This window comes from Loktanella sp. R86503, from assembly GCF_042466455.1.
Lineage (GTDB): Bacteria > Pseudomonadota > Alphaproteobacteria > Rhodobacterales > Rhodobacteraceae > Loktanella.
In genome coordinates this window covers 26182-52709 of record NZ_JAXHCI010000005.1, presented here as the reverse complement: position 1 = coordinate 52709, position 26528 = coordinate 26182, and the positions used below count along the sequence as shown (strand labels likewise).

At 53.6% G+C, this 26528-nt stretch carries 26 protein-coding genes; 15 read left to right on the top strand and 11 right to left on the bottom strand.

Annotation, left to right across the window (positions count from 1 at the left end; all coding sequences use genetic code 11):
* Window positions 1-10: 10 nt before the first annotated feature.
* The gene (locus SJY10_RS16685) at window positions 11-832 is read left to right on the top strand and encodes a CpsD/CapB family tyrosine-protein kinase (protein WP_386685027.1); all 822 of its coding nucleotides are present in this window, start codon (window positions 11-13) and stop codon (window positions 830-832) included.
* A gap of 3 nt (window positions 833-835) precedes the next feature.
* Here the strand turns inward: SJY10_RS16685 and SJY10_RS16680 are convergent, their stop codons facing one another.
* The gene (locus SJY10_RS16680) at window positions 836-1708 is read right to left on the bottom strand and encodes a metallophosphoesterase (RefSeq protein ID WP_386685025.1); all 873 of its coding nucleotides are present in this window, start codon (window positions 1706-1708) and stop codon (window positions 836-838) included.
* Between the two features lie 244 nt (window positions 1709-1952).
* Here SJY10_RS16680 and SJY10_RS16675 point away from each other — a divergent pair, with 244 nt between their 5' ends.
* From SJY10_RS16675 to SJY10_RS16660, 4 genes are all read left to right on the top strand, one after another.
* Window positions 1953-2621 (top strand): sugar transferase, encoded by a 669-nt coding sequence (locus tag SJY10_RS16675; protein ID WP_386685023.1) that lies wholly within the window; start codon window positions 1953-1955, stop codon window positions 2619-2621.
* Between the two features lie 102 nt (window positions 2622-2723).
* Window positions 2724-4793: a YjbH domain-containing protein gene (locus tag SJY10_RS16670; RefSeq protein ID WP_386685021.1), complete on the top strand. Its 2070-nt coding sequence runs from the start codon at window positions 2724-2726 to the stop codon at window positions 4791-4793.
* Window positions 4790-5404, top strand: coding sequence for a YjbF family lipoprotein (locus SJY10_RS16665; RefSeq protein ID WP_386685019.1), 615 nt, complete (start codon window positions 4790-4792; stop codon window positions 5402-5404). The genes SJY10_RS16670 and SJY10_RS16665 overlap by 4 nt, the downstream gene beginning before the upstream one ends.
* A gap of 114 nt (window positions 5405-5518) precedes the next feature.
* Window positions 5519-6904 (top strand): polysaccharide biosynthesis/export family protein, encoded by a 1386-nt coding sequence (locus tag SJY10_RS16660; protein ID WP_386685018.1) that lies wholly within the window; start codon window positions 5519-5521, stop codon window positions 6902-6904.
* Between the two features lie 51 nt (window positions 6905-6955).
* On the opposite strand, the gene SJY10_RS16655 is transcribed toward SJY10_RS16660, so the two are convergent.
* Both SJY10_RS16655 and SJY10_RS16650 read right to left on the bottom strand, forming a co-directional pair.
* Window positions 6956-9127: a GumC family protein gene (locus SJY10_RS16655; RefSeq protein WP_386685016.1), complete on the bottom strand. Its 2172-nt coding sequence runs from the start codon at window positions 9125-9127 to the stop codon at window positions 6956-6958.
* A gap of 217 nt (window positions 9128-9344) precedes the next feature.
* Window positions 9345-9860, bottom strand: coding sequence for a transcription termination/antitermination protein NusG (locus SJY10_RS16650; RefSeq protein ID WP_386685014.1), 516 nt, complete (start codon window positions 9858-9860; stop codon window positions 9345-9347).
* Window positions 9861-10049: 189 nt separating this feature from the next.
* Here SJY10_RS16650 and SJY10_RS16645 point away from each other — a divergent pair, with 189 nt between their 5' ends.
* The 8 genes from SJY10_RS16645 (at window position 10050) to SJY10_RS16610 (ending at window position 19081) form a co-directional block, all read left to right on the top strand.
* Complete coding sequence (locus SJY10_RS16645) at window positions 10050-10406, top strand: MarR family EPS-associated transcriptional regulator (RefSeq protein ID WP_386685012.1); 357 nt, start codon at window positions 10050-10052, stop codon at window positions 10404-10406.
* Between the two features lie 371 nt (window positions 10407-10777).
* A complete protein-coding gene (locus tag SJY10_RS16640) occupies window positions 10778-11989 on the top strand; it encodes a lipopolysaccharide biosynthesis protein (RefSeq protein ID WP_386685139.1) in 1212 nt (403 codons plus the stop codon).
* Window positions 11982-13298, top strand: coding sequence for an O-antigen ligase family protein (locus SJY10_RS16635; RefSeq protein WP_386685010.1), 1317 nt, complete (start codon window positions 11982-11984; stop codon window positions 13296-13298). The genes SJY10_RS16640 and SJY10_RS16635 overlap by 8 nt, the downstream gene beginning before the upstream one ends.
* 48 nt (window positions 13299-13346) lie before the next feature.
* Window positions 13347-14687 (top strand): hypothetical protein, encoded by a 1341-nt coding sequence (locus SJY10_RS16630; RefSeq protein ID WP_386685008.1) that lies wholly within the window; start codon window positions 13347-13349, stop codon window positions 14685-14687.
* Window positions 14684-15835, top strand: a complete 1152-nt coding sequence (locus SJY10_RS16625; protein ID WP_386685006.1) for a hypothetical protein — start codon at window positions 14684-14686, stop codon at window positions 15833-15835. The genes SJY10_RS16630 and SJY10_RS16625 overlap by 4 nt, the downstream gene beginning before the upstream one ends.
* Window positions 15832-17124: a glycosyltransferase family 4 protein gene (locus SJY10_RS16620; RefSeq protein WP_386685004.1), complete on the top strand. Its 1293-nt coding sequence runs from the start codon at window positions 15832-15834 to the stop codon at window positions 17122-17124. Before SJY10_RS16625 ends, SJY10_RS16620 begins: the two co-directional genes overlap by 4 nt.
* Window positions 17121-18311, top strand: coding sequence for a glycosyltransferase family 4 protein (locus SJY10_RS16615; protein WP_386685002.1), 1191 nt, complete (start codon window positions 17121-17123; stop codon window positions 18309-18311). The genes SJY10_RS16620 and SJY10_RS16615 overlap by 4 nt, the downstream gene beginning before the upstream one ends.
* An 11-nt stretch (window positions 18312-18322) precedes the next feature.
* Window positions 18323-19081, top strand: coding sequence for a WecB/TagA/CpsF family glycosyltransferase (locus tag SJY10_RS16610; RefSeq protein ID WP_386685000.1), 759 nt, complete (start codon window positions 18323-18325; stop codon window positions 19079-19081).
* A 617-nt stretch (window positions 19082-19698) separates the two neighbouring features.
* Here the strand turns inward: SJY10_RS16610 and SJY10_RS16605 are convergent.
* Window positions 19699-20610 (bottom strand): tyrosine-type recombinase/integrase, encoded by a 912-nt coding sequence (locus SJY10_RS16605; protein WP_386684998.1) that lies wholly within the window; start codon window positions 20608-20610, stop codon window positions 19699-19701.
* Window positions 20611-20644: 34 nt separating this feature from the next.
* On the opposite strand from SJY10_RS16605, the gene SJY10_RS16600 reads away from it, so the two are divergent.
* Complete coding sequence (locus SJY10_RS16600) at window positions 20645-20899, top strand: multiprotein-bridging factor 1 family protein (RefSeq protein WP_386684996.1); 255 nt, start codon at window positions 20645-20647, stop codon at window positions 20897-20899.
* A gap of 11 nt (window positions 20900-20910) precedes the next feature.
* The gene (locus SJY10_RS16595; RefSeq protein ID WP_386684994.1) at window positions 20911-21267 is read left to right on the top strand and encodes a VanZ family protein; all 357 of its coding nucleotides are present in this window, start codon (window positions 20911-20913) and stop codon (window positions 21265-21267) included.
* Between the two features lie 123 nt (window positions 21268-21390).
* Here SJY10_RS16595 and SJY10_RS16590 read toward each other — a convergent pair whose 3' ends face one another.
* From SJY10_RS16590 to gmd, 7 genes are all read right to left on the bottom strand, one after another.
* The gene (locus SJY10_RS16590; protein ID WP_386685137.1) at window positions 21391-21624 is read right to left on the bottom strand and encodes an HGGxSTG domain-containing protein; all 234 of its coding nucleotides are present in this window, start codon (window positions 21622-21624) and stop codon (window positions 21391-21393) included.
* Between the two features lie 38 nt (window positions 21625-21662).
* Window positions 21663-22265, bottom strand: a complete 603-nt coding sequence (locus SJY10_RS16585; protein WP_386684992.1) for a hypothetical protein — start codon at window positions 22263-22265, stop codon at window positions 21663-21665.
* Window positions 22266-22406: 141 nt separating this feature from the next.
* Window positions 22407-22979 carry a hypothetical protein gene (locus SJY10_RS16580; protein ID WP_386684990.1) on the bottom strand — a complete coding sequence of 191 codons (573 nt, stop codon included), beginning with the start codon at window positions 22977-22979 and terminating at the stop codon, window positions 22407-22409.
* A gap of 172 nt (window positions 22980-23151) precedes the next feature.
* Window positions 23152-23445: a type II toxin-antitoxin system RelE/ParE family toxin gene (locus SJY10_RS16575; protein WP_386684988.1), complete on the bottom strand. Its 294-nt coding sequence runs from the start codon at window positions 23443-23445 to the stop codon at window positions 23152-23154.
* The gene (locus tag SJY10_RS16570) at window positions 23442-23702 is read right to left on the bottom strand and encodes a CopG family ribbon-helix-helix protein (protein ID WP_386684986.1); all 261 of its coding nucleotides are present in this window, start codon (window positions 23700-23702) and stop codon (window positions 23442-23444) included. Before SJY10_RS16570 ends, SJY10_RS16575 begins: the two co-directional genes overlap by 4 nt.
* A 705-nt stretch (window positions 23703-24407) precedes the next feature.
* Window positions 24408-25388, bottom strand: a complete 981-nt coding sequence (locus SJY10_RS16565) for a GDP-L-fucose synthase family protein (RefSeq protein WP_386684984.1) — start codon at window positions 25386-25388, stop codon at window positions 24408-24410.
* Between the two features lie 4 nt (window positions 25389-25392).
* Window positions 25393-26514 carry a GDP-mannose 4,6-dehydratase gene (gmd, locus tag SJY10_RS16560; protein ID WP_386684982.1) on the bottom strand — a complete coding sequence of 374 codons (1122 nt, stop codon included), beginning with the start codon at window positions 26512-26514 and terminating at the stop codon, window positions 25393-25395.
* Window positions 26515-26528: the final 14 nt, after the last annotated feature.

Sequence of the window (26528 nt, the reverse complement as noted above, 5' to 3'; positions counted from 1 at the left end):
GACGCCGCATATGGACAAGATCAGAGCCGCCATTTCCAAGGCCCGCGCCGACCGGGACACGCTTGGCACCCCCCGCCCCCGCGGCGCAAAGCCCTTGCCGGTGGATGCGATCAGCGCCAATTGGGCCGCCCTGCCGGTGGAGCGGTTCAATGCGACCCTGATGCGCAAGAACCGGATCGTATCCTATGCGCGCAGCCCCGAATCCGCCGGCATCGACATGATGCGCACCCGGATCCTGCAGCAGATGCATGACAACAACTGGCGCAGACTTGCCATCACCTCGCCCACCGCGGGCTGCGGCAAGTCCACGGTGGCGCTGAACCTAGCCATCAGCCTGTCGCGCCAGCCCGATCTGCGCAGCATGCTGCTGGAACTTGACCTGCGTCGCCCGTCGCTGGCGCGGATGCTGGGCATCAACCCGCGCCCGGTGGATTTCACCGATGTGCTGCGTGGCAATACCGATTTTGCCCAAAACGCCGCCTGCTATGACGGCAACCTTGCGGTCGGCCTGAACAGCACCAAGACCCGCAATGCGTCAGAGCTGCTAAGCAGCGCCGGCATCAGCGATACACTGGCGCAGCTTGATGCTGCCTACCGCCCCGACATCACCATTTTCGACATGCCCCCGATGCTGGCCGCCGACGACATGATGGCCTTTGCTACGCAGGTCGATTGCGTCCTGATCATCGCCGCCGCCGAACGCACGACAACGCAGCAGATCGACATCTGCGAACAGGACCTGGCCCGCCAGACCAATGTCATGGGCGTGGTTTTGAACGAATGCCGCTATATGGGGGCCGATGCGGGGTATGAATACGAGTATGACGCCTAAGCCCTAGGCCGTTACAAACCGCGGCGGCCCGTCCCCCAGCACCGCCGCCGTCAACACGCCGGTCGCATAGGCCCCTGTATCCAGCGCAATACGCCCCTGCGCCATGACGGGCTTGTCCTGAATGACATGCCCATAGGCAACCCAGATCCCGTCCATCCGGGGCAGAGTCATAAAGTCGGGATGCCCCCACAGCAGATCACGCGACCTTTGATCGCCCGCCGCCTGCGCCGGGTTGCCCCCCGCATGGGTCACCAGCAGATTGCCGGTCTGCCATGTCAGAGGCAAACCGCGCAGCCAGTCGATCCGCGCATCCCCCATGGCCAGCGCCAGATCGTCCCGCACCCTTTGCAGCCCCCGATCGCCCCCCTGAACCGGACCTGCGACACCGTAACCGGCAAGGGTCTGCAGCCCGCCATAGCGTAGCCAGCGGCGACCGTATTTTTCGGGATCGTCCAGAAAGCCAAGGCACATCGCCTCGTGGTTGCCCTTGAGGCACACGATATCGGGCCGCTGCATCAACGTGTCGATCACGGCCGCCGACCCGTCGCCACGGTCGATATAATCGCCGACACAGACGATCCGCAGCGGGTTTGGCAGGCTATCCAGTTTACCCAGCAGCCGGTCCAACAAGCGGTCGCAGCCGTGGATATCGCCGATCAGGGCAACAGGCTCTGCCACCTTAAGCGCTGCCGTAAAGGGCGGCGGCGGGCGTTGGAACAGGCGGGACAAAAAACGCATGAGGCGGTGGATTTCCACGGTTGGCATCAGGTGGGTCGCATATAGGCGTTTGCTGCGGGGGCGGGCAAGGCTGGGCGCGGCGCTGCAGACCTGATGCATATACTGCAGGCTTGCGCCTAAAAATAAGGCAACTGCCATGGGTGTGCTGCTGTGTCGAAAAAACACAAATTGTGGCTGTGACCACAGGCTTCGAACAGGCGGCACATATAACTGTTACAGGCAATTTGTACGCCATTCCCAAGATAGGCCAAGCCAGCGCACAACAAATACAGGATTGGTTTTGGTTGTTTTTTTGCTTTGCGTTCCTCTTGTGGTGGCAGACTCTGCTTTACCGGCAGGCGAATACATCCTAGACGTCTAAATATTAATTTGAGTTTTTGTTATGTTTGATTCTTCTGATTTGTTTTCCAATGGTACTGCGTGTTCAGATGTATTGCTTAAAGAGCAGGCACGCTTTCGGCATAGATCCTCCTATCACGCGCGAAAACGTATTTTTGATTTGGCCGGTGCGATTGCATTGCTTCCCGTGATGCTTGGCGTTGCCATTGTGGTGATGATTGCCAACCGCAAACTGAACCCTGGCCCGCTGTTTTACAGCCAGACCCGCATGGGTAAGGATTGCGTTCCTTTTCAGGCTCTCAAGTTTCGCACCATGATCTGCGCGGATACGATCGCCCGCGGCGCCTTTGACGCGCTGGAACATGATCGCATCACACCTTTTGGCCGTCTTTTGCGCAAAACGCGTCTGGATGAGCTGCCGCAAACCTTGAACATCCTGCGCGGCGACATGAGCCTGATCGGACCGCGCCCCGACTTTTACGATCACGCCATCGTCTATCTTGATGCTGTGCATGGTTACCGCGAACGTCACAGCATACGGCCCGGCATCAGCGGCTATGCCCAGGTCCGCCACGGCTATATCGAAGGGATCGAAGGCGTCCGTGCCAAGGTCACGGCTGACCTGCAGTATATTGCGAAAGCCTCGACCTGGGTGGATATGAAGATTGCCTGGGCCACGATCAAAGTCGTCCTTGGTCGCCAGGGCATGTGAGGCAGCGGGGTGCTGCACCTTCTTTCGATTTTGTACCGTCCATCCCGCAGGATGGGCGGTTTTTGCTATCAGTATCCCCATGGTGCGTCATAGAAGCTGACAATGTTTAGAACACATATTCTTGCCGCATCCGTCGCCCTGCTTGGCTGCATTGTTGCCGTGCCGGTTCGTGCCCAGACGGTCACGGCCAATACCTATGGTCAGCCCGGGCTCATCGATATGCCGTCAGCCTATGTCTATCCCGACGGCGAAATCGTTTTAACCAGTAGTCATTTCACCAGCAATACACGCCACACCTTTGCCTTTCAGATCGCACCGCGGCTGATGGGGAGCTTTGAATATTCCCTACTTTACAATCTTCTGCCAAACGCAAATTCGGGAAAGGTTTACGATTATATCTTCGATCGCAGCTTTTCGCTCCGCTACCAGATTCTGCGTGAAGGGCAGTATATGCCTGCCGTTTCTGCCGGGCTGAACGATTTCCTTGGCACCGGCATCTATGCAGGCGAATACGTCGTCGCGACCAAGAAAATCGGTGAGGCACTGACCGCGACAGCGGGCCTTGGCTGGGGGCGTCTTGCTGGGTTCGGCAGCTTTGAAAATCCATTGAATTTTCTTGGTGATCGATTTGAAAACCGCAATTCAGATAGTTTCGAGCAAGGCGGCAAAGTTGAGTATGATCGCTGGTTTACCGGGCCGGCCGCTGCCTTTGCGGGTCTGACCTATGCCCCCGATGACCGCTGGACGATCCTTGCTGAATATTCGTCGGATGCCTACGAACGCGAAGCCCCCTCTGCCTTCACCCGCAATTCTCCGTTCAACTTTGGCCTTCGCTACAAGCTGACCGACAACGTCACCCTTGGCGCGCAGTATCTTTACGGCAGCGAAATCGGCGTGCAGGCCAGCTTTGCGACAAATCCGCTTGATCCGCCGCGCCGCGCCACGCGCGAAACCGCACCGCCACTGGTGGGGCGCGGCCTTCCGCCGGGCAGTCGCGGGCAGACCGATGTCGCGCTTGCGCGCGAAGGCATCATCCTGGCCGGTTTGACCATCACCGGCGACACCGCCCGGGTCGAAGTCGAAAACGATCGCTATATGGCAGCAGCGCAGGCCTTGGGGCGCACGGCGCGTACCCTGTCCAACAGTCTGCCGTCCGATATCACGACCTTTGATATCGTGCTGATCGAAGGCGGCCTACCCGTCACGACAAGCCGCATCACACGGCAAACGCTGGAAACGCAGGAATTCGCCCTTGATGGGGCCTGGGGCGCGCAAACGCAGACACGCTTGGCAGATGCAGGACCGGGCCGGACGCCGCTGCCCGGGCTTTACCCACGCCAGGGGGTTTCCATTGACCCCTATCTGCAACCTTCGCTGTTTGATCCGGACTCGCCGGTGCGGGCCGATATCGGTCTGGCCCTGACAGGTTTCTACCAGCCAGCCCCCGGCCTGACGTTTGAAGGCAGTATCCGCCAAAGGATCCTGGGCAATCTGGACGAATCCACCCGAACCTCCAACTCGGTGCTGCCGCGGGTGCGTTCTGACGCCAATATCTATGACAAAGAAGGCACCGCCCTTAGCACCCTGACCGCCGCCTATGCCTTTCGCCCGGGCGCGGACCTTTATGCCAAGGTGACCGCGGGCTATCTGGAACGGATGTTTGGCGGTATCGCGACAGAGGTGCTGTGGTATCCGGCCCGCAGCCATCTGGCACTGGGCGCAGAAATTGCGCAGGTCCGGCAACGTGATTTCGACATCAAACTGGGGTTTCAGGATTACCAGGTCACGACCGGTCATGTATCCGCCTATTACGATTTCGGCGGCGGCTATAAAGGCCAGCTTGATGTGGGCCGCTATCTTGCGGGCGATTACGGGGCCACAATCGCCTTGGACCGCACCTTTGAAAACGGCTGGAGCATCGGGGCCTTTGCAACCTTGACTGACGTGCCCTTTTCCGACTTCGGTGAAGGCTCTTTTGACAAGGGTATCCAGATCACGATCCCTCTTGGCTTTGTCGGCGGCAAACCTGGCCGCGACACCAGTGATCTGACCATCCGGTCCATCACCCGTGATGGCGGCGCGCGCCTTGCGGTGCCAAACAGGCTTTATGACACGGTCCACGAGGCGAATGGTGCCGAAATCGTCAACAGCTGGGGACGGTTCTGGAAATGATAAAAACCCCGATTTTCCGTGCCGTTGCCCTGATTGCAGCCTTGACCGCCTGCACGCCCAAAGACGCGCCGCCCGATCCGCGCGATCTGCTGACAGCAGCACAGATCCGCGCGTCGTCCCAGCCATTGCTGCTGAGCAGGATCGACGGCATCGGCGGCGGCACCATGATCGTGGCAGGTCGCCGCGATGGTATCGTGACATGGCGCACGGCCGATTTTGTGAATTTTTCCTACCGGGACGGGCTGCTGACGGCGACCCGCGGGCTTGGCGATGACGTGATGAGCGCGGATGTGTCCGGCACCCACGCGGCGCTGACGGGCGGGCCGGTGCAGGATTATCCACGCTTTGCGAGCTACCTTGGCGCAGACGATGAAACCCGGTTCCGCGCCTTTCGCTGCGTGATGCGCAACGCAGGGCCAGAAGCAGTCACAAGCTTTGGCACCGTGTTCCCCGCAACCTTGATGCAAGAAACCTGCTACAGCCCCGGCCTGCAGATCGACAACCGCTACTGGCTTGCCCCCGGCGGCGGCATTCGCCGGTCGCTTCAATGGGTCAGCCCGGATGTCGGCTATCTTGAAACCGAACAACTGTCCCGAACCATCATTCAATAGTATCGCCCGGCGCGTGTATCGCAGCGTGACCCGCAACCAGGGACGTGCGACAAGACCGCCGATATATCCACCTACGACATGACCGGCCTGACAGGCACGATGCGGAGAAACGACATGACTAATTTTCCACGGCAAACCTTGCGGGCTTTGCTGCTCGGCTCTGCCCTGCTTGGCACCGGTTTTGCACTGTCCGGCTGCGGTGTTGCCTATGTCAGCAGTTCGGTCGGTGATCGCGGCACGGATATGGATGTGCGTGTCATTCCAATGACGCCTGAAATGGCGCTTTTGGCAAACCGCACGCCCTATAGCCCGCGCAGTCTGCCGGCAGAGTTTTATCAGGTCGCCGGCGGCGGCAATCTGCGCGGTGCCGGTGCACTTCCGCAGGCCCCTGCCCTACCCAATCTGACACCGGGTCAACTGCAGCTGCGCCCCCCGCCCGCCGTGGTCCCTGGCCCCTACCGTTTGGGGACAGGCGATACCGTGCGCCTGACGATTGCCCGTTCGGCCGAAGTCGATCCCATTACCGGCGCGGCCCTGACCGCGCCGACGACCGCGCAGGAATTGACCGTGCGCGATGACGGCACGATTTCGATCCCTGTGGTCGGTTCGGTCATGATCACCGATATGACCGTCGAAGACGCCGAAGCGGCCATCTTTTCCCGCCTGATCGATGCGGGGATCGACCCGCAGTTCAGTCTGGAAGTCGCGCAGTTCAAGTCACGACGCGCCTCTGTCGGCGGCGCGGTCGGATCGCCTGCGATTGTACCGATTACCCTCAGTGATCTGACCTTGGGTGAAGCCTTGACGGCTGCGGGGGGGGTGCAGTTGCAAGACCCCGAGTTTGCGTCAATCCGGATTTACCGCGATGGCACGCTTTATCAAATTCCCCTGACCGATTTCCGCAGCGGCACCCAGTACCAGAACATCCCCGTCGTTTCCGGCGATGCGATCTATGTGGACACCACCTACGATCTGGACCGGGCGCAGGCGTTTTATGAAAGCCAGATCAACGTCATCAGCCTGGAACGGGCAAGCCGGACAGCCGCCCTGTCCGAGCTGGAGGCCGAAATCGGCCTGCGCCGCAGTGCCTTGGGCGAAGCCCGCGATGTGTTTGAAAGCCGGGTCGCACTGGGGGCTGAACAGCGCGACTACGTCTATCTGTCCGGTGAAGTCAGCAACCAAAGCCGCTTCCCGCTGCCCTTTGGCCAGCAGGCCAGCCTGGCTGATGTGCTTTTCGAACAAGGCGGGTTTGATACGATGACGGGTAATCCGTCACATATCTATGTCCTGCGTGCCTCGACTGATCCGGCGGCATTCGGCGCGGTCACCGCCTGGCACCTTGATGCCCGCAACGCCGTTGCGTTCACCATCGCGCCGACATTCCAGATGCGCCCCAACGACATCATCTTTATCGAAGAGCAGCCGATCACGAAGTGGAACCGCACGCTGCAGCAATCCATTCCGTCCCTGATCACAACCGCCGCAGCCGCCGTCAACTGATCAAAGGTGCCAGAAACAAAAAGGCGGGCTGCATGGCCCGCCTTTTTCGTATCAATTGTCGTAGTAACCGGCAGCCCCGCCACCATAGCCATAGCCATAACCCTTGCCATAGCCGTAGCGCTGCATGCCCTTTGGATCGATCTGGGTCAGGGCAAGCCCCGTAACCTTAAGGTTCACCGCAGCAAGCTGGCGCAGCCCCTCGTTCACTTGGGTCTTTGTGGTCTTGTCCCAGTTCACGACATAGATGATCGCATCCGCATGGGGCCCGATCACACGCGCATCGGAAACCAGCAGCACAGGCGGTGTATCGATGATGATATAGTCGTATTCCGCACGGGCGGCTTTCATGAAATCGCTGAAGGCGGATGACGCAAAAACATCGGCTGCGTTGATAGACGACTTTTCGCCCATCAGAACGTCAATATGCAAATCGCTTGGGCTAAAGACTGCCTGATCAAGCGTCGCCGCCTTGCTGCGGTCATCTTCCTTGCCGAACTGGGCAATCACCGACAGAACGCCTGGCCGCTTCAAAGCCTCCGGGAAATAGGCGCTGAAGGTCCGGCGCCGGATATCGCCTTCGATCAGCAGAACCCGCTTACCCAAGCCGGCAAGGTTTTGCGACAGCGCGATGGCCGTCGTCGTCTTGCCTTCTGCCGACAGGGACGAGGTCATCATGATGACCTGCGGCGGGCTGTCGATATTCGACATCAACACCGAGGTGCGCAGGTTGCGCACCGCCTCTGCGGCGGCCGATGTCGGTTTGTTGGCCAGATAGGCGATGGTCGGGATGCGCCCCTTGGCGGGAATTTTCGGGATCTGCCCGATAACGGATGTCCGCGTGGTGTTTTCCAGATCCTCTGCGGTGCGGAAGGTGTTTTGCAACATCTCTCGCCCCAGCACGATCGCAGCAGCCAGCATCGCGCCCAGCATCAGGCCCATGACCAGAATGACGCCTTTGCGCGGGGCAACGTAGTTGCCTTTGATCGCTTCTGACAGCACACGGCTATCCGCCTGCTGGATACCAATCTGCACACTGGTTTCGCGCAACCGGTTCAGAAACGTCTCGTAAAGCACCCGCGTTGCTTCGGTCTCACGCTCCAGCTGCTGGATCTTGATTAAATCCTCGCCTTGCAGATCGAATTGCGCAGACAGCCGGTCAATTTGCGACTGCAGATCACTGACCCGCAAGGCAAGCTGGTCGCGTGTGCCGGCGGCCTGCTGCAACAGCTGTTGAAAGCGCCGGTCAAATCGGGCGATGGCTGCCGCATCGCCAGCAGCGGCGGTGGCGGCGATACTGCGCAGTTGCGCATCGTTCACGGCCAGCGCCCTGGCGGCGATGTCTTCTGCCCTGACAGCTTCGATGTCGGCCAGGGCCTCTTGTGCGCGTTCCAGTTCCAGTTCGGCAGCCTGTTGCTGACTGGCCAGTTCAACCGACTGGGTATTCAGGGCAATCATTGCCTCTGGGCTGACCATCGCATTGCGCGAGCGCAGATCGTTAATCTCGTTCTGGCCTTCTTCCAGTTCGGTGCGCAATTCGGATACGCGGGCAGACAACCACACGGCAGCTGTCTGGGTGCCCTCGACCTTAATCGCAATCTGATCGTCCTGATAGATCTGCGCGAGCGTATTCGTCATCAGCGCCGATTTGACCGGGCTGCCTGTCACCGCAGAGATTGAAAAGATATAGGACTGCCGTTCGATTGACGTGGAGATGACTGCACGCACACGGTCAACGACACCGTTGCGAATTTCCGCAGGAGATAGCTCCTCTTCAAGCTCCGGCGCAGCGACCAGGTTTTTGATCCCGCCAATGAGCTTGCCAAGCGAGAACCCCGTCGCAGGGCGCAGCGCTGGATTGAACTCCGGATCCTGTGTCAGGTCCAATTCATCCACCAGCCGCGACACCAATTCGCGTGACCGGATGATTTCCATCTCTGTGTTCAGGCTGGATGTATCCGACGACACACCCGTCATGACGCTTTCGATATCAATGATTGGCGACTGGTCCAGAACCAGGGCCATCTGCGTCGTCGCCCGGTATGTCGGCGTGGCCGCAACAAAGGCATAGTATCCGGCCAGCAAGACACCCAGCGCGCTCAACCCCAGAATGATCCACTTGCCACGCCACAGCGTGCCGAAAAGCGCCATCAGATCAATAGAGTCGTCATCTTCGGCCGCCTGATTATATCCAGGCCTGTCAAAGGGTGCGGTTATCTGGCTCATTTATGCGATCACTCATTATAAAATAGATCAGGAAACCTTCGGAAAATGAAGGCTCTATAGCGCGTTTCCGGATGCTTTATAGTATCAAATCCGGCCGCACTACCCACAGGATTACAACTTACAAAACTTCTTTCGGTGCGGGGTGTAAAATAGGGCGGATATGTCGCGCGCGTATTTTCGGCAAACGGTGACCGGCAGACATCCGGGGCAATACCGCTTAGGCAAGCTTCTGGATTTGCGTCACCGGTATGCTTGTGCGGACCTTGCCCCCCATAAGCTCCATTAACACGCCAATGCGCGCAGGGCCGGGTAAAGCCTCGATTGTTGTCACAACATGGGCGAAAGGCCCTGCTAAGACACGGATACGGTCGCCGACCTGAAAATCCGCCTGTGGCAAAAGCAGCCCGCTGGCATCACAGCGCGCCCTGATTGCCGACATCAACGCCGCAGGCAGCGGGCTGGGATGACGCGGATCAGTCGAGATCAGGCGGGCAATCCCGCGCGTGCTATTGATTGCAATCCATTCCGAATTTGCCGGATCAAAGCTGACGAAAAGGTAGCCCGGAAAAAGCGGTTTGCGGACGCGGCGGGACACCCCCGATCGCAATACCGCCGTGTGAATTTCCGGAGAAAAGGTTCTGAATCCCTGCCGCTGCAAATGCTCTTGCGCACGGGCCAGGCCCTGCGGTCGCAATTGTGCGACGAACCACTGAAAACCGTCTGTGACCTGCATACTCTTTACCAACCAACAATAGCGCAGACGCCTGAATCGCGCCCTGCTCAAAAAATGCGATTTCACACCAATAGGGTGTTTCGCAGCACTTGCATAACGGATAGACGTTCACGCGTGAACGCTAATGTTTCCTTAACCTTGATGCCCACAGGTGCCCCGCCACCTGTCATGCGGTAGCTATTGCCGCCCGTGACAAAAATCGTACCAGAAGATGTCAGGTTTCGCGTTCTGCGCGTTCTGCAAGACAGCCCCGACCTGTCACAACGCCAGATTGCCAGCGCCCTAGGCGTCAGCCTTGGTGCCGTCAACTACTGCCTGCGCGCCCTGATTGAAAAAGGTCAGGTCAAGGTGCGGAACTTTCAGTCATCAAGCAGCAAGATCCGCTACGCCTATATCCTGACCCCCCGCGGCGTCCGCGAAAAATCGCGCCTGACGGGGGCCTTTCTGGCGCGCAAGATGGCAGAATACGAAGTTCTGAAGGCTGAAATCGAAAGTCTGGAAGCAGAGCTTGCGCCGGGAAAGACACGCGGGACGGATGCGGGGTAGTTTGGGTTATCGGGCATTTGGCGAACAAGCGGTGTCCAGAAATATTGAGACTTGGAACAAGTTCTAGAAACCACAAGAGCCACCTGAATGAGACCCAAGATGCCCAAAGCTTGCACATTTAAGCCATTAGAAATCTTCGGAACGCATACCTACGCAAGCGTAGCTGATGTAACCACCGCATCTAAATATATTACTGCCCTAGCTTGTTAGATATAGCGGCGAACGTGCCGGTTTGCATCAAAGTTAAGCGATTCTTAGATATTCCTATTAATTGGGTCAAATCCGAGATAATTGATTACCTTCCAAAGCATGAGCACGTGAAGACGCGAATTAATAATCAATCCATACAACAAAAATAGTGGATCTAACAAATTTTAATCTCAATATTTAATCAAGCTATCAGCAGTCTTGGAAATTTTATATTTTCTCTATTTCTGATCAGAATTTTGGAGCCAAGTGATTTTGGTTTGTACTCGATTGGGTTTGCCATAACTTTAGCGATTGGAAGTTTCACCCAAGGCCTTTTCCTAATCCAGATGGTTGTTAATTATCACACTAAGGATACCACCGAACATGAAATGTTCCCAACCAATATTCTTGGCTTAGTGCTTCTATTTTGGATAGGATTGGCAATAGTTTTTACCGTAATTTCGGTAACGGTAGCACCGATATACGGGTTGGGCAATTTTTCGCTTGTCCTTGCCGTATCAACCGGAGCATTTTTGGTTAAAGAATTTTTTGTTCGCTATGCCTTCATGCGTGAAACTCATAAATATCAAGTTCTATTTATTCATGGTGCGCTTGTGTCCGTTCTCTTTCTCGGAGCAGCCATATTTAACAATAATCTGGGCCTTGTGGGTAGCATTTTTCTATACGGCGCGGCACATATCGTTGCTAGTGCCGTCGGATATGCTCTTTCCGACATTAAAGTTGGAAACTTTAAAATATCTCTAATAATAGCAACGTTTAGTGATGTTGCTTCTGGTGGAATGTGGGCAGCACTGTCATCTGTCATTTATTCCCTGCGCGCGAACGCACATACCATTATTGTGGCTGCTATGCTTGGGACCACAGATGTGGCCCAAATTAATGCGACACGAGTCCTAGTCACTCCGGCGACATTGCTTATTCCGACACTCTCAAACCTCGCCTTGCCGCGATTTTCGCGCATCATGGTCAAAGATGGCGTACCTGCACTGATGCAATATGCTCGAAATACAATTCTTTTTATTTCCGCCGTTGCATTTGCTTATAGCGTAATTTTGATCGCTACTTGGCCATTCGTAGCCTCCATTATTCTGGGAGATGAATATGCAAACAGTCGAGGATTGGTAACTTTGTGGTGTATCTACGCAATTACACTTGGATTACGGAGTGGAATGGAGTGGAGTAGTCAAGCGATGAGGTTATTTAAACAACAAACTAAAGTATATACTGTTGGGGCTGTGGTCACTTTGGTTCTTGTTTTTTCACTAACCAAAGAGTTTTCCGTATATGGAGCCGTATACGGAGCTATTTCTGGTGAACTGATTGTTGCAGCATTACTAGCTTTGATACTTGCAAGGGCAAAAAAATATGAATGATGCTCTAATCGTTGGAGTTATCGGATCTTTTTTGAATGCATTAGTATTCATGCTGCCTGGGTTAAAAAAATACGCTAGGTACGCATTCGAAAATAAAGAGTTTTCCATAATCACTGCAGTGATTTTCATGCTTTTGACATGGCCGACCGGCGTGCGCGAAGCCTTTGGTCAGGGTGATGCGCTTGGTCTGGCACGCATTGTACGAGTTTTTGCATTTTTAGTAATTTTTTCTTATCTGGCGTTGAAAAATCCACCGCTACCGTCACGACATGAGACGGCTCTGATTGGATTCAGCGGCTATGTTTTGATTTGTTTTATATCGAGCTTCTACGCGCCTTCGATGTTCGAGACGATCTGGAAGTCATTCGAACTGCTTGTTTTACTTCTTTTTGCGATGCGAATACGTCGATTGTTTCAAGTCGGATTATTAGGAATTCACAATGTAGTCTCAATTTTCTTGGTATTTTGTATGATCGCGGTAGTAAATGCGATGATCGGCGCCGTTATTTTTCCAGCCGCAGCCTATTCTTTATCGGATAATATTGTAGAGATAGCAGATCAATCGATGGGTGGAATTTTTCCACAGGTAAACCCAAACTCACTATCGCAGTATTCAGCCATGATAATCCTATTTTCGTATATTTGCATGATTTCTTTTGGCAAAATTGAGTGGGGGTATATTTCTGCTTTTGGAATTGGCTTCTATGGGTTGATTATGGCTCACTCAAGAACATCTGCCATAGCAGTAATTGCAATAATTTTTCTGATTTCCTTTTTTAAAGGAACAAAAAGATCATTGCCGATGATATTGACAATTTTTTGCCTGGGGTTACTGCTTATACCGGTGATCTTTGAGTTCATTGCCAGAGGCCAGAGCACAGATGTCATTATCTCAATGTCGGGTAGAACATATATGTGGGCTATCGGTTGGGAGGCATTTTTGGAGCGGCCTTTTTTAGGCCATGGTTTTTATTCGGGACATAAGTCACTTGATATTTCGATAGGCATGGAATTCTCTTCTCTAGATTCGACTTACCTGGAGACGTTAGTGAACGTAGGGCTAATTGGAACAGCAATGTTATTGTTATTAGTCTTTACTAATCTTTTAAAAGTCTATCAAGTTTTAAAGTCCGCCAGCAGGCGAGTATCGGACGAGAGTTTTTGGTGGTTTATTGCAAGCTCATTTATTTTGATGATGTTTATCAGGTCACTTACTGGCCCATCCTTTCAAGTCCTTCATGTCAATTTGCTTTTTGCCCTTTGTTTTGCTGCATGTGGAGCCCCGAGGAAAAAATGGGTGCACGAATAGTGAGACGTAAAACAGCTAAGTTTTCTACTTATATATGAGTATAGCACTATGAGCCTCGAACGGTTTCTTATCAATTTCTGTAGTAATCTTTCTCCTTATGCCGTCATGCGTAACTATGATTCTCTTCCACAGTCGGCAAATGGCAGTGACATTGATATTTTCCTTGGTGAGGGGGATGAGGCAAGCTGCGATGTAGCCCTGCGCAATGCTTTGGCCTATGTTGGTGGCTTTATCCTTGGAGATGCCCGTACGACGGGGTTTCGCAAAATTGTTGTGATGGGTAGGGACAATGACAAGGGAGGTGCGTGGTGGGGTATTAGGCTTGATCTTAGCTTCGGTTTCAGATTTCTAGGTTCGGTGCGGCTGGTGTCAGACGACGACTTGCTTAATGTCGCCATAAAGCACAATGACATCTCTGTATTACCGCCCAATTGGGCTGATTTGATGGGATTATTGAAGCACGTATTAAACCACGAGGATTTGCCCCAACGCTATCTGACAGGGGCAATACAACTAATACAGGGGAACAAAGAAGAACTGGAATCCGTTTTTGCCCCAATGGATAAATCTACTTACGAACGATTTTTGCAGTTATGCCTACAGGGTGCAACACTAAGCCCAGCGGTCGCAGTTTGTGAAATCCGTACCCTGCGTCGATTAATATTGCGTCATGGACTATACGATAACCCACTTCATTACATCCTTGGAAGAATCGGTTTCTTTGGTTCAAAATTGAACCGGATATTTCATTCTCCAGGCATCGTCGTGTCTGTTTTGGGTACCGACGGTGCCGGAAAATCTACTATAATTGAAGCCATACGGCCGGTACTTGAGGAGGCAACGCATACTAGCTTGCAGGTCCGCCATCTGCGGCCCAATTTCTTGCCGCCACTGAGCAGGCTCAAGTTAGGCGATAGTTCTCCTAACATAGGTCCGGTAACGGATCCGCATGCTTCCCGACCTTCAGGTCGGGTCGGCTCTATAGTTCGTTTGTTGTGGCTTTGGGCTGACTATATTCTTGGATACTGGCTGATTGTCCGCCCGCGGATTTCCAGAGCCCCGGTCGTTTTCATATTCGATCGCTACGCCGATGATCTAGCCTTGGATCCGCACAGGTTCAGACTTGGGGTATTCAAGGGCCTTGCCCGACGCGTCCCCCTTCTGGTGCCACGTCCAGATGTCACCATTGCGCTCTATGCGGAGCCAGAGGCTATTCATGCTCGGAAGCCGGAACTTCCTCTTGAAGAAGTGGCAAGGCAGATTGAGGAATTGAAGGCTTGGGCAGAAAAACGACCAGAAGCAGTCCTAGTTTCTACCAGTGGCTCCATCGAAGCGGCACGAGATGCGGTGTTGTCCGCGATTGTGACAACTGCGGCGAGGCGTTCATGACGACTCGCGCGCAACTTGAGCGTCTGCTGGGATGGAACCTTCTGATCCCGCCGTGCGATGGTCAGACTGTTTATTTAGATGGGCTCCCGCTGGACGCCGGGTCAGTCTGGGCAGACATGCGGGATGAAAGGATTGTGACCACAGCAAGGGAAGCAGATCTTCGAGTGTATTGGAACCATTCGCCTCCCGTGGATCCCGGACAGGGAGGCTGGGTGGCTGTGGGGCAAGGCGCTGCAAGGGTGCCGACGGCGAAAGCCTATGCGTTAATTCCACCGTCTGATCCCCGACTTGTTCTTCCGTTGGGTAATCAAAAACAGCTTTTGCGCGGACTTAAAATGCATCGTCCAGGGCGCAAGGTTGCTCGGATGGCTGTCTGGCTTTTGACGTTATCTGTACGGCTGGGCATGGTCTGGCCACTGACGAGACGTGTGCTATGGATAGATATCGCAAACAATCGTAAACTTCCGACTGCTATAGCAGACTCTATTTTATATTTGGGGACTGCCGACAATAATCGTAAAACTACGATTTTACCGCCGGACGATAACCGATTATTAAAACATGGCATCGGAGCATTACCCATTGCATCGCTTAGTCGAGAAGCCGATGCTTTATCATTTATGGGAAAAACCAACTTGGCAGGTCAAGTTCCTCAGTTGATCAATTTTAGCCGAGAATCCCAATTTGCAGTACTTACCCAAGAATACCGCGATCCAATGCCAAGCGACAGGAAAGAGTATGAACAGAACGTCGTAAAATTTCTAAAAGACCTATCCGAGATAGGCGCCGAGACACGCGACGGAATTTTTGGTCACCGTTGCCATGGCGATTTTGCGCCTTGGAATATGATGAATACGACCAACGGGTTTTTTGTTTTCGACTGGGAAGACAGCCTAGAATGGGCACCGGCCTTAACAGATGCATTCCATTTTGCGACAGCTCAGTATTTTCATTTAGGTAAGGAAATGAATCTCGACAGTCTTGTTGAACACGCACTGGGCTTTGCGTCGAAGATTGGTCGTCTGCAAGGCATAGATCCAAAGAACATACGCCCGCTTTGGCGTCGATGGTTGGAAAATCGCGTTATAGAGAAGCCAAGCCAACGTGCCGATGCATTGTTGCAGGCCGAAAAGGGAACCTTGATATGAAAGGCGCTGAAAGCCCTTTGCAAGTGGCCCGACGGCGCATATTTATTTCAGCTTACGCTTGTAGTCCCTTTCAGGGGTCAGAACCGGGTGTCGGTTGGGGATTTGTCCAACAATTAGCAAAGCACTTCGATTTGGATGTAGTCGTAGAAGAAGAGAAGTTCAAAGACGACATTGAACGATGGATTTTCGAAAACCAAGACGATCCCGCCTCACAGGTAAATTTTCATTTTATTGCTAAAAAACGTAACAGGTTGCTGCGAAAAATCTGGCCCCCGTCTTACTACTGGTATTACAAAAAATGGCATAAGGATGCTATGGTGTTGGCCCGTGATCTACATCAGGTAAGACCTTTCGATCTTGCTCATCAACTAACAATGGTAGGTTTCCGGGAGCCAGGATATTTGTGGAAACTTGATATTCCTTTCGTCTGGGGGCCAATTGGGGGTGCCGGATTATTCCCGTGGCGTTTCCTGCCAGTGATGGGCTGGCGAGGTGCCGTCCGCTATATTGGTTATAATTTGATCAATTCGCTCCAAATGCGGTTACTATTACGACCCCGCTTGGCTGCAAAAAAAGCAAGTAAAGGACTCATTGTAGCAACCAGTGAAAACCGAGATGCAGCCCGTTTGCACTGGGACGTGAACGCACGTATTCTTGCAGAAGTCGGGCTAAATAGCCTGCCACGTACCGCCCCATCATCGCGCGCCCCAGATGAACCGCTAAAAATTATATGGACAGGCCAGCACACGCATAGAAAAGCCCTTAATATCGGTCTTTATGCACTTGCAAAGCTGCCTGAACATGTCAACTGGGAGTTACATATTCTAGGCAAAGGGGCTCTATCTAAGCGTTGGAAATATCAAGCTAAACGCTTAGGTATCGCTCAACGATGTAGCTTTCATGGCTGGATACCACGTGACGAAGCATTGAAAATTGCTGCGAATGGTCATGTAGCTTTAATCACTAGCTTGCGTGATTTGACCTCTACTGTCACGGTTGAGGCTTTGGAGTTGGGACTTCCTGTAATTGCACCCTCCCACTGCGGGTTTGTTGATGCCGTCACACAAGACTGTGGGATTCTCGTCCCTGTCAACAGTTTTTCAGCAATGACAACTGCAATTACCCAAGCTGTGTTGACACTGGCGACCAATGAGAAATTTCGATATCGGCTTGGTCAAGGCGCATTGCGGCGTGCGCCTTTCTATGACTGGTCTCGAAAAGGCGACGAGCTTATGAAAGTATATTCCGAGCGATTTGCAGAAACCGAATTAGTTAAAGGGACTTTGTGAAAATCCTTCTTGTTCATAACCATTACGGATCGGCGGCCCCATCTGGGGAAAATCGCGTTTTTGAGCTTGAGCGCGATATGCTACGCCAGCATGGGCATGAGGTCGAGGTCTTTGAACGTCATAGTGACGACTTGCGTAAAATGGGTGTCGTTGGGAAGCTGAAAGGCGCGGCTATGACACCTTGGAATCCAATAGCAGCGCGCGAATTGCGAGCTTTGGCATTAAATTTTAATCCAGACGTTATCCATGCTCATAATACATTCCCAATGATATCGCCTGCAATTTTTTTCGCAATGCGTGGCTGGCCCCGTGTTTTGACATTACATAATTACCGACTTGTTTGCCCCGCAGCGATTCCCATGCGTGACAATAAGACGTGCACCAAATGTATCGACCAGAAAAGTGTTATCCCTTCGTTACGGCATGGATGTTATCGTGAAAGCCGAGTGGCAACCGTTCCGCTTGCGCTCAACGTAGCGCTGCATCGTATGCTCGGGACTTGGACAAAACAAGTTGATGCATTCATCACGCTTAGTCAGTTTCAGAAGGATATCTTTGTCGGCGCAGGTTTACCGGAACAACGAATTTGTATTAAGCCGAACTTTTATCCTGGAACACCAAACCGGGTACCCTATTATCAGCGCCCCCAGCGTATTGTTTTTGCCGGACGTATTAGTGGGGAGAAGGGGGTCGATGATCTGGTTGAAGCATGGATGTTGTGGGGAAAAGGTGCGCCTGAACTACGAATTATTGGGGACGGGCCCTTGCGAGAAATTTTGCAGGCTCGAGCGGCTCAGGCTGAAAATATTGTCTTTTGCGGAGCGCTTTCCAGCTCTGACACCGAAATTGAAATATCAAAGGCCCGTCTCTTATTGGTACCATCTCGGTGGTTTGAAGGCTTCCCTATGGTGATCCGCGAGGCGATTGCCCTTGGCGTCCCTATCGGCGTTTCTGACATTGGGCCTTTGCCGCAAATCGCAAGCGATGTCGGAGGGATCGTTTTTCCTCCCGGCGACGCCCGAGCTCTGATTTCTTTTGTTAAAATAATTTGGGAAAACCCTGCTCAGCTGGCTAAAATTTCAAAAAATTGTGAAGCAGCTTTCGAACGACTGTACTCTGAATCTGTAAACTATGAAAAACTGATTTCTATATATAGGAAAGCCATAGAATCTGCCCGTGTCAACTAAAGGTTAGACTTATGTCGCAACGACTTCTTGGATATGAGATAGAAGATGAATCCGTCTCTGAATGTAATTTAAATATAGTAAGTTCAATTAATAATGCCCAGAAGGCCAGCAAATGGATGGCTTGTATCAACCCGCATTCGTACGTAGTTGCAAAATCTGATCCTTTATTTTCGGAAGCTCTAAAGCATGCTGATTGGCTCGTTCCCGATGGAGTTGGTATTGTTTTGGCTAGTAAGTTTTTGAGAAGGCCGGTGACGGAGCGGATTACTGGGTTTGATGTTTTTCACGGAATTATGCGTCACCTAGATAAAACCAATGGCCGTGTATTTTTTCTTGGCAGCACCGAAAAGACCTTAGGGATGATTTCAGGCCAGTTGGTCAAAGATTATCCCAACGTAGAATTAGTGGGATTGTATTCTCCGCCGTTTAAATCTGAGTTTGATAAAACTGATATCGATCTAATGATTTCGAAGATTGTCGATGCAAATCCCGACGTGCTTTGGGTCGGTTTGACAGCTCCAAAGCAGGAAAAGTGGATCTACCAAAATATAGACCGATTACCCGTTACTTTTGTAGGGGCCGTTGGAGCAGTCTTTGACTTCTACACCGGCCAAGTCAAACGGTCATCTCCAATTTTCCGAAAACTTGGGCTGGAGTGGCTACCTCGCCTCATCAAACAGCCCCGGCGATTGTGGCGACGTATGGGTATTTCTGCACCTATCTTTGTCTGGGATGTAATTTTAGAACGGTTTTCTTATGCTAAGAGATAAAGATATGCTGAATATTTCATATTTCCATTAGTACGAATGTGATGAGTGACACATAACTGTTATTGGCCAATAATTACTACATTTCACGGGCGTGAAGGATGCGGGCTGCTTTGACGGTACAACGTTTCAGGACGTACATTTACCTCACGCCCTGCGAATGCATTTGCAAAACCGGGACATCTTAACCATACAGAGTCACCTTAAATTAGTTCCATCAGACGTCTAGATTTAATACCTAGACGGATAAATCTATAGTTATAAAAAATTCGCAAAAATGTCGTCTCCCTGTTACCTCCCCCCCCAAAAATTGGATTTATTAGCAATTGAGGGCGATTTTATGAATTGGCTCATTCTTACTACTTGGTCTGCTAGTTTTTTAGTGAGCTACGGATTGATCGCGGGTCTGGTTGTTTGGGTGATGTGATCGAAACGAATCTCGCGCGTTAATGCAAATTATAAGAATTGACATAACTTTTCCGATTGGTTTTTTCTTTTGTTGGTTCAGAAATACGCTTGCGCTCAAACCAAGACTATGCGGATCTATGCCACTTGGCAGTAGGTGTGATATCGATATATTTATATACGGTGCGAAGATAGCATTGTGTCGTTCTGCGCACTCACGCCCAGACATTAAACTCGGCGTACTCGAGATAGCGCGTTAGGACATCCACGCTCTTCCACCCTCCTGCGCGCATGATGGCTGCCGTATCATGGCCAGCGGAGAGCAGGTCTTGTGCAGCGCCCACCCGCATCGAATGCCCACTGAAAGCTAGAGCGATGGAGTGGTCGAAACCGGCCTTTTTAGCAGATTCTCTGATCAGGCGACGCACGACCATATCTGTTAATTCCCGATTGATCGCCTTGCCGTGGTATATGGGGCAGAACAGTGGCGCGATGTGCATACCTCGATACTCCAGCCACTCCTCGAGTAGCTTAGCCGACCTGCGTGATGTGAACGCAATGCGGCCATCCCCATATTGATCGGTCTTGCTGCGTCGGATGAGGACTTGAAGTGTCCCGTCCCGCCGCCAGGCGATATCTTCTGTCCGCAGAGCAACAAGCTCGGACCGCCGCGTGAGCAGATCATAGCCGAGCGACAGCATGGCTTTGTTGCGAAGACCCCAGGGACTATCGGGCTGCACCTCGAGAAATCTTTCAAGGTAGTCGCGCGTCATGCCTTTCGCCTGCTTGGGGCGATTGGGCCGCAGGCGGCGCACCTTACGCAGCGCAAGGTTGACGTCTTCATGCAAAGTGGGGTCCGGCAGATCAAGCAGACGGTGTACTTTTCGGATGCCATAAAGCCGCCGCTTCACGGTGCTTGGAGCGACAACCTGACCCTGAGCTTCCAAAAAGGCGCAGACGGTTTCGACTGTGGCGGGAAACGGCGTCAGCGCCTGTTGATGACACCAGGTTTCGAAGGCCTCGACATCAGAATAATAACTTCGCATTGTAGCAGGCGCATAAGCGCCTTCAAGGCGCCTAAACTGTAAGCGCCAGTCAGGAAGTAATGCTGAGAATCCTTCATTCATATTTGCACCTTAAGTGCAATTTAAGCTTCTTTCAATGCTGACAGTTCAGCAAATTAGGGCTGCTCGCGCCGCCTTGCGATGGTCTATCAAAGATCTATCAGATGCGTCCGGCATTTCGGTTCGTACAATCAAAATGATAGAGGCTCGAACAGAAAATCCTCAAGGCAGGAACGCCACAGTTGAGGCAATTCGGAACGCTATTGAACAAGCCGGCATTGAGTTTATCGGAGCGCCTGACGACGCCCCCGGCATCCGTATCCACCTACCAAAGCCTGACGAGAGCAAATAAACACTATTACAATGACATTCATTCAAAGCCGGACCACCGTTTGGCTCCTCCTGTCCCTTGGCTTTGCTGCGACCATTGCCACACTGACGTTGATACCGCAGGCCTCGATGTCCGTTGGCCCGCAAGGCGTCGACAAGCTCTATCATATGATAGCCTTCGCCGCGCTTATCTTTCCCACGGCACTGTTGCGCCCAAAGGGCTGCCTGCGCTTTGGATGTCTCGCAACCCTATACGGCGGGATCATCGAAGCCATTCAGCCTGTGTTTGGAAGATCTGCCGACATGTTCGATTTTTTGGCTGATGGACTTGGCGTCACGATTGGCATTTTTCTCGGCTTGGCGGCGCGGCGGATATTTTTCAAGCGTTGATCTGTTATTCAGCCAACGCTGACGCCGCTGGCAGACCTTGGGAAACACCTGCCGCTGAGAACGCGCGCAGCAGCATAAGGTTTATGGTAAGTTGGAACCCTCACCTATCGTCAATCGGTGCCCTCAGATATCGTCTATGATGTCTTTGGTCTTTTGACTGAGCTCACGGATGTGTCGCCGCATCTCTTTGGCGTCCGCCGTATAGAGCCCATGCTTCAGTGCATTGCTGTTACCTTTGGGGGCACCTGAGCCGGCGGCACCGCCGTGCATGCGGCACCGAAGCTTGCCCGCAACAGCTGGCGCTCGGCACGGTGTTCCCTGGCGGGTTTTGGCCCCGCATCGGGGGCTGTTGATCATTGGGTCAGTATTCCGCGAATGGTGGTTGGCCATCAGCCTTATTCCGCCTTCGGCTTACGCCGCCGACGTGGCACTTTCTGGCCACTGACATCGAGGGGAACTTCCGCCTGATGCCCGATGGCGGCCGCGTCGCCCGTAGAAGACAGGGCGCGGCTGCCAGCTTCAACATTTCCAACGATAGCCTGACCTCCAGCGGCGACGTGAACATGCTCCACAGTGACCTTTTGCTGGCCCTTGCCGCGATGCTTGTCGAGGGCGGCAACCTGCTTGAGGTAGAGCGTCATAAGTTTAGCCGCATGCTTCAGGGCCAGATCTCGGCCCTCAAACGTCTGATTTTGAAGCGCAGCCCGGCGCAGGCATTCGGCGGCTGCCTCATGAGTCCCGACCATCTGAATCGCCAGCATGCCCTCCAGCCCATCGACAGGTCGGAGATCTTCATAGAGTTCGATGGCGCGGGCTATCTTGGCCAACATGTCTTCTTCAGATGCGTTAGATAAGTGGAACACCATGTCCACCACTTCTCTCAGGCGTTGTCCGCGGATGCCATCATTGCTGGCAGCAACGCGTGTGCCAGTCGCCAGCAATTGTGTTGGGTCATTCTGCGACTTCTTTGGAACGTTCTTGCCTGCTTTATTAGCCACGGGTTCGCCTCGCTCGCATTGTACCATTTAGGATCAAACTACCACGGAATTTCCGCCAGTCGATGGTCAGCCAGTTGCGCTTTTAAACCGTATATGCGGCGGGTTCATTGGTCTGTGGAAGTGCCCAAGCGCCGCTGCCGATCAGAGAAGCGGCTCGCCATCCATCAGTGGTACTGAATTTAAGAACGTCGCGAGAAACTGAGTTGCGACGTCCCAGATGTCCACCGCGTCCTGAGGCGTCTCGCAAAACCCTGTGTTCAAATTGATTGCGATGGTGAACCCATCAACTTCGCTTTCCACGAACCGTGCTGGCATCAAGTCCCAGCTGAAATGTACGTGCGCGTCGAAGTGCGCGTCGGACAGGGCGCGGCTGAAATGATAAAAAAGCGGAAAATAATTCTGAGCGTCTTCGACCATCTGATCGGTTGCAAACGAAACTTCGACGTAGCCTGTCTTTCGGCAGCTAGATGCCTCTGTCACAAAGCCGCTTGAACAGCCAATCGTCATAAGACCTGTTTCGGGGGCGTTGATGGCCTCGATGAGGTGCCGCAAGGCCTCGTCACCTTTAAGTTCCGCCACCTCCAGCATTGCCTCGGGATTGGCCTTCAGGTTGACGAACCCGAAGTTCCGTTCACCATCTTTGCGCGGCACACCTGCACGATACGGGATGGCTTTGGCGTCATGACTAACCGTCAGATCGTTATGATAATTCATACCAGAAGGCTCCGGGATTGGATTGGTAGTGCTTAAACGTCCATGACGTGGGTCAATTTTCACGGGGGCTAAGACAGGGCGAGATAAGAACCCAATATCAGATTGCACTCTTCAAGTGCTTTATGAGAGATCCGTTCGGATGGGGCGATTGTGCGTTTGGAACCCGCCACCCCTAATCGGGCCAAGCTGGGAGAGTGTGGATCACGCGCACAATTGCAACCGCCTCCACACCGCCCTGCAGCATCAGCGCGTAGGCGATGACGTAGGGCAGGCCCGTCACCGACCTCTCGTAGGTGCCCGTCACCCGCCCGGCGCATCCGGTCGGCATGTCGCCAAGGGCCAGTGCAGTGCGGTCCAAAGCGTCAGCGACACGGCGCGCCGCTGAGGGGTTCTCGGACGCGATATAGGCCAGTTGATCGGTCAAGTGGGCAAGAGCATCGCTGGACCAGCGGACAGGTCGCCTCACACCGCCCCGCCAACTGCCGCGTCGATCCTGCGCCGTATGGATGCCATTGCCTCGTCATGACTGACCGTGCGGCCGGCCTCAACGTCTGCCGTTCCGCGCTCGATACCTTCGATGATCGCCAGCTCCCGGTCCACATAGGTCTCGACCGCCACTGCCGCCAGAAAGGACCGGCTGCGCTGCGTGCCTTCCGCAAGTCTGCCCAGCTTTTCTTTCAGCTGCGGATCAAGCCGGATCGTCATCGTCGTACTACCGGTCATCGCATCATCTCTCTGCATGTGTACATATGAACACATACATTGTTTCGCGTGTCTGCAGAAGGCTCACAGTCTCAAGGGAAGCCCGCAACATGGAACGACGTTTACGCCCCTATTTGGGATCCTGTCCCGATTGGGGTGCATCAATTGATCGATCAGGCTGGACGTGATCGACGGGGCTGTGTCCGGGTGCGTGCAAGACATTCACGTCCTTGAGCCGTGTGTGCCAATAAGTACTGGCCAATCCACGACGGCGACATCATTGCCGTCGTGCCAGTACCTGCCAGAGATTAAGCTGCTATGACACGTCGTCACGGATGAGACAGCGCGTCGTATTTTCTACTGTGCATGGGGTTGAATTCAGATTTTTTGTTTAAGCCCCCTACCCCGTCCGACTCGAAGGCCTGATAAAACTGAAACTTATGCTTTATTTATTAAATCTACCTTTTAATAATTCGTTGAATTTTCAAATTTATGTCGAAAAGAGAGCTATAAATCCCCAATTTGTCGATATTTTTCTTGTTTCCGTAAATAAGAATTTGCGTTTGCACCAGTAACTTTCAATTGTCGGACATTTTATAAAAATAGATTTTTACTATAAATATTAAATGCATCTAGAATATTATTACTTCCCGACGCCTCACAAAAAGTAATTTTTTAAACGGCAGCCTCGGCCCAAGTATAATAAACCCTACAAGAATTTATATTTTACTTCGCCCGCACCGCAGCGCCCTTACCTAGCTGGTCCAGATACCACGCATAGGTCTGGGCGACGCCGTCCGCCAAGGCAATATCCGCCGTCCACCCCATGCGGGCCAGGCGGCTGACGTCCATCAGTTTGCGCGGCGCGCCGTCGGGTTTGCTGGGGTCTGTGGTAATCTTGCCCTGAAAGCCTGTGACCTGTGCCACCAGCTGCGCCAGTTCCAAGATGGTTACATCCTGCCCGGTCCCAACATTGATATGAGACAGCATCGGATCGGTTTCGGCCTCATAGGTGGCGCGGTCCAGATCCATTACGAACAGCGATGCGGCAGCCATGTCGTCAACGTGCAGGAACTCGCGCATCGGTTTGCCGGATCCCCAGATCACGACCTCTGCGTCGCCTACCTTGGCGGCGTTATGAAACCGCTGGATCATGGCGGGCATGACATGAGAGTTTTCGGGGTGGAAGTTATCGCCGGGGCCATAAAGGTTCGTCGGCATCACGGACCGGTAATCGCGGCCATACTGACGGTTATAGCTTTCGCACAGCTTGATGCCCGCGATCTTGGCGATCGCATAGGGCTCGTTCGTGGGCTCCAGCGTGCCGGTCAGCAGGGCATCCTCTGCCATGGGCTGGGGCGCCTCGCGCGGGTAAATGCAGCTTGATCCCAGCTGCAACAGACGCTGAACGCCCGCCGCATGGGCCTGATGGATGACGTTGCATTCCATCATCAGGTTTTCATAGATGAACTGCGCCGGATAGGTGTTGTTGGCGATGATCCCGCCCACCTTGGCCGCGGCCAGGATCACGGCGTCCGGCTTTTGGGCCGCCATGAAGTCCCGCACCGCCACCTGATCGGTCAGATCAAGTTCCGCGCTGGTGCGGGTGATCAGCGTCAGATCCTCGCCCGCATCGCGGCGCGCCTGCAACTGGCGCAGGATCGCGCCGCCCACCATGCCGCGATGGCCTGCGATATAGATGCGCATGATTTTACCCTTCCAGGCTGACCGGCATCTGAAGCCCGTGCTCTTTGAGCAGGGCATGGCGCTTGGCAGAGGTCAGATCGCTGGCGACCATTTCAGCGCACATTTCCTGGGCTGTGATCTCTGGCACCCAGCCAAGGTTCTTTTTGGCCTTGGCGGGATTGCCCAGCAGGGTTTCAACCTCGGCCGGGCGGAAGTAGCGCGGATCGATGCGCATCACCACATCGCCGACCTTGACGTGGGGGGCCTTGTCGCCTTCCACTTTGGTCACGGTCGCAATCTCGCTGACATCGGTGCCGGTGAATTCCAGGCTGATGCCCAGCTCTGCCGCCGACCAGATGATGAACTCGCGCACGGAATACTGCACGCCGGTGGCAATGACGTAATCCTCTGGCGTATCCTGCTGCAGCATCATCCACTGCATGCGAACATAGTCCTTGGCGTGGCCCCAGTCGCGCAGTGAATCGATGTTGCCCATATAAAGGCAATCCTCGAGGCCCATCGCGATGTTCGCGAGACCGCGGGTGATCTTGCGCGTCACGAAGGTTTCGCCGCGGCGCGGGGATTCGTGGTTAAACAAGATGCCGTTGCAAGCATACATGCCGTAAGCCTCGCGGTAGTTCACGGCGATCCAGTAGGCATACATCTTGGCCACCGCATAGGGGCTGCGCGGGTGGAAAGGCGTGGTTTCCGTCTGGGGCGTTTCCTGCACAAGGCCATAAAGTTCAGAGGTCGAGGCCTGATAGAAGCGCGTCTTCTTTTCCAGCCCCAGAAAGCGGATCGCCTCCAGCAGACGCAGGGTGCCCATGGCATCGACATCGGCGGTATATTCCGGTGCCTCGAAGCTGACGGCGACATGCGACTGAGCACCAAGGTTGTAAACCTCGTCCGGCTGCACCTCAGAGATAATCCGCGTCAGGTTGGAGCTGTCCGCCAGATCGCCGTAATGCAGCTTAAAACGCGCATTGTCGGTGTGCGGATCTTCATAGATATGATCCACGCGCTGGGTATTCAGCGACGATGCGCGGCGCTTGATACCGTGCACCTCATAGCCTTTTTCCAGCAGAAACTCTGCCAGATAGGATCCATCTTGGCCGGTCACCCCGGTAATAAGTGCGCGCTTGGTCATAAAAGTCTCTCTGG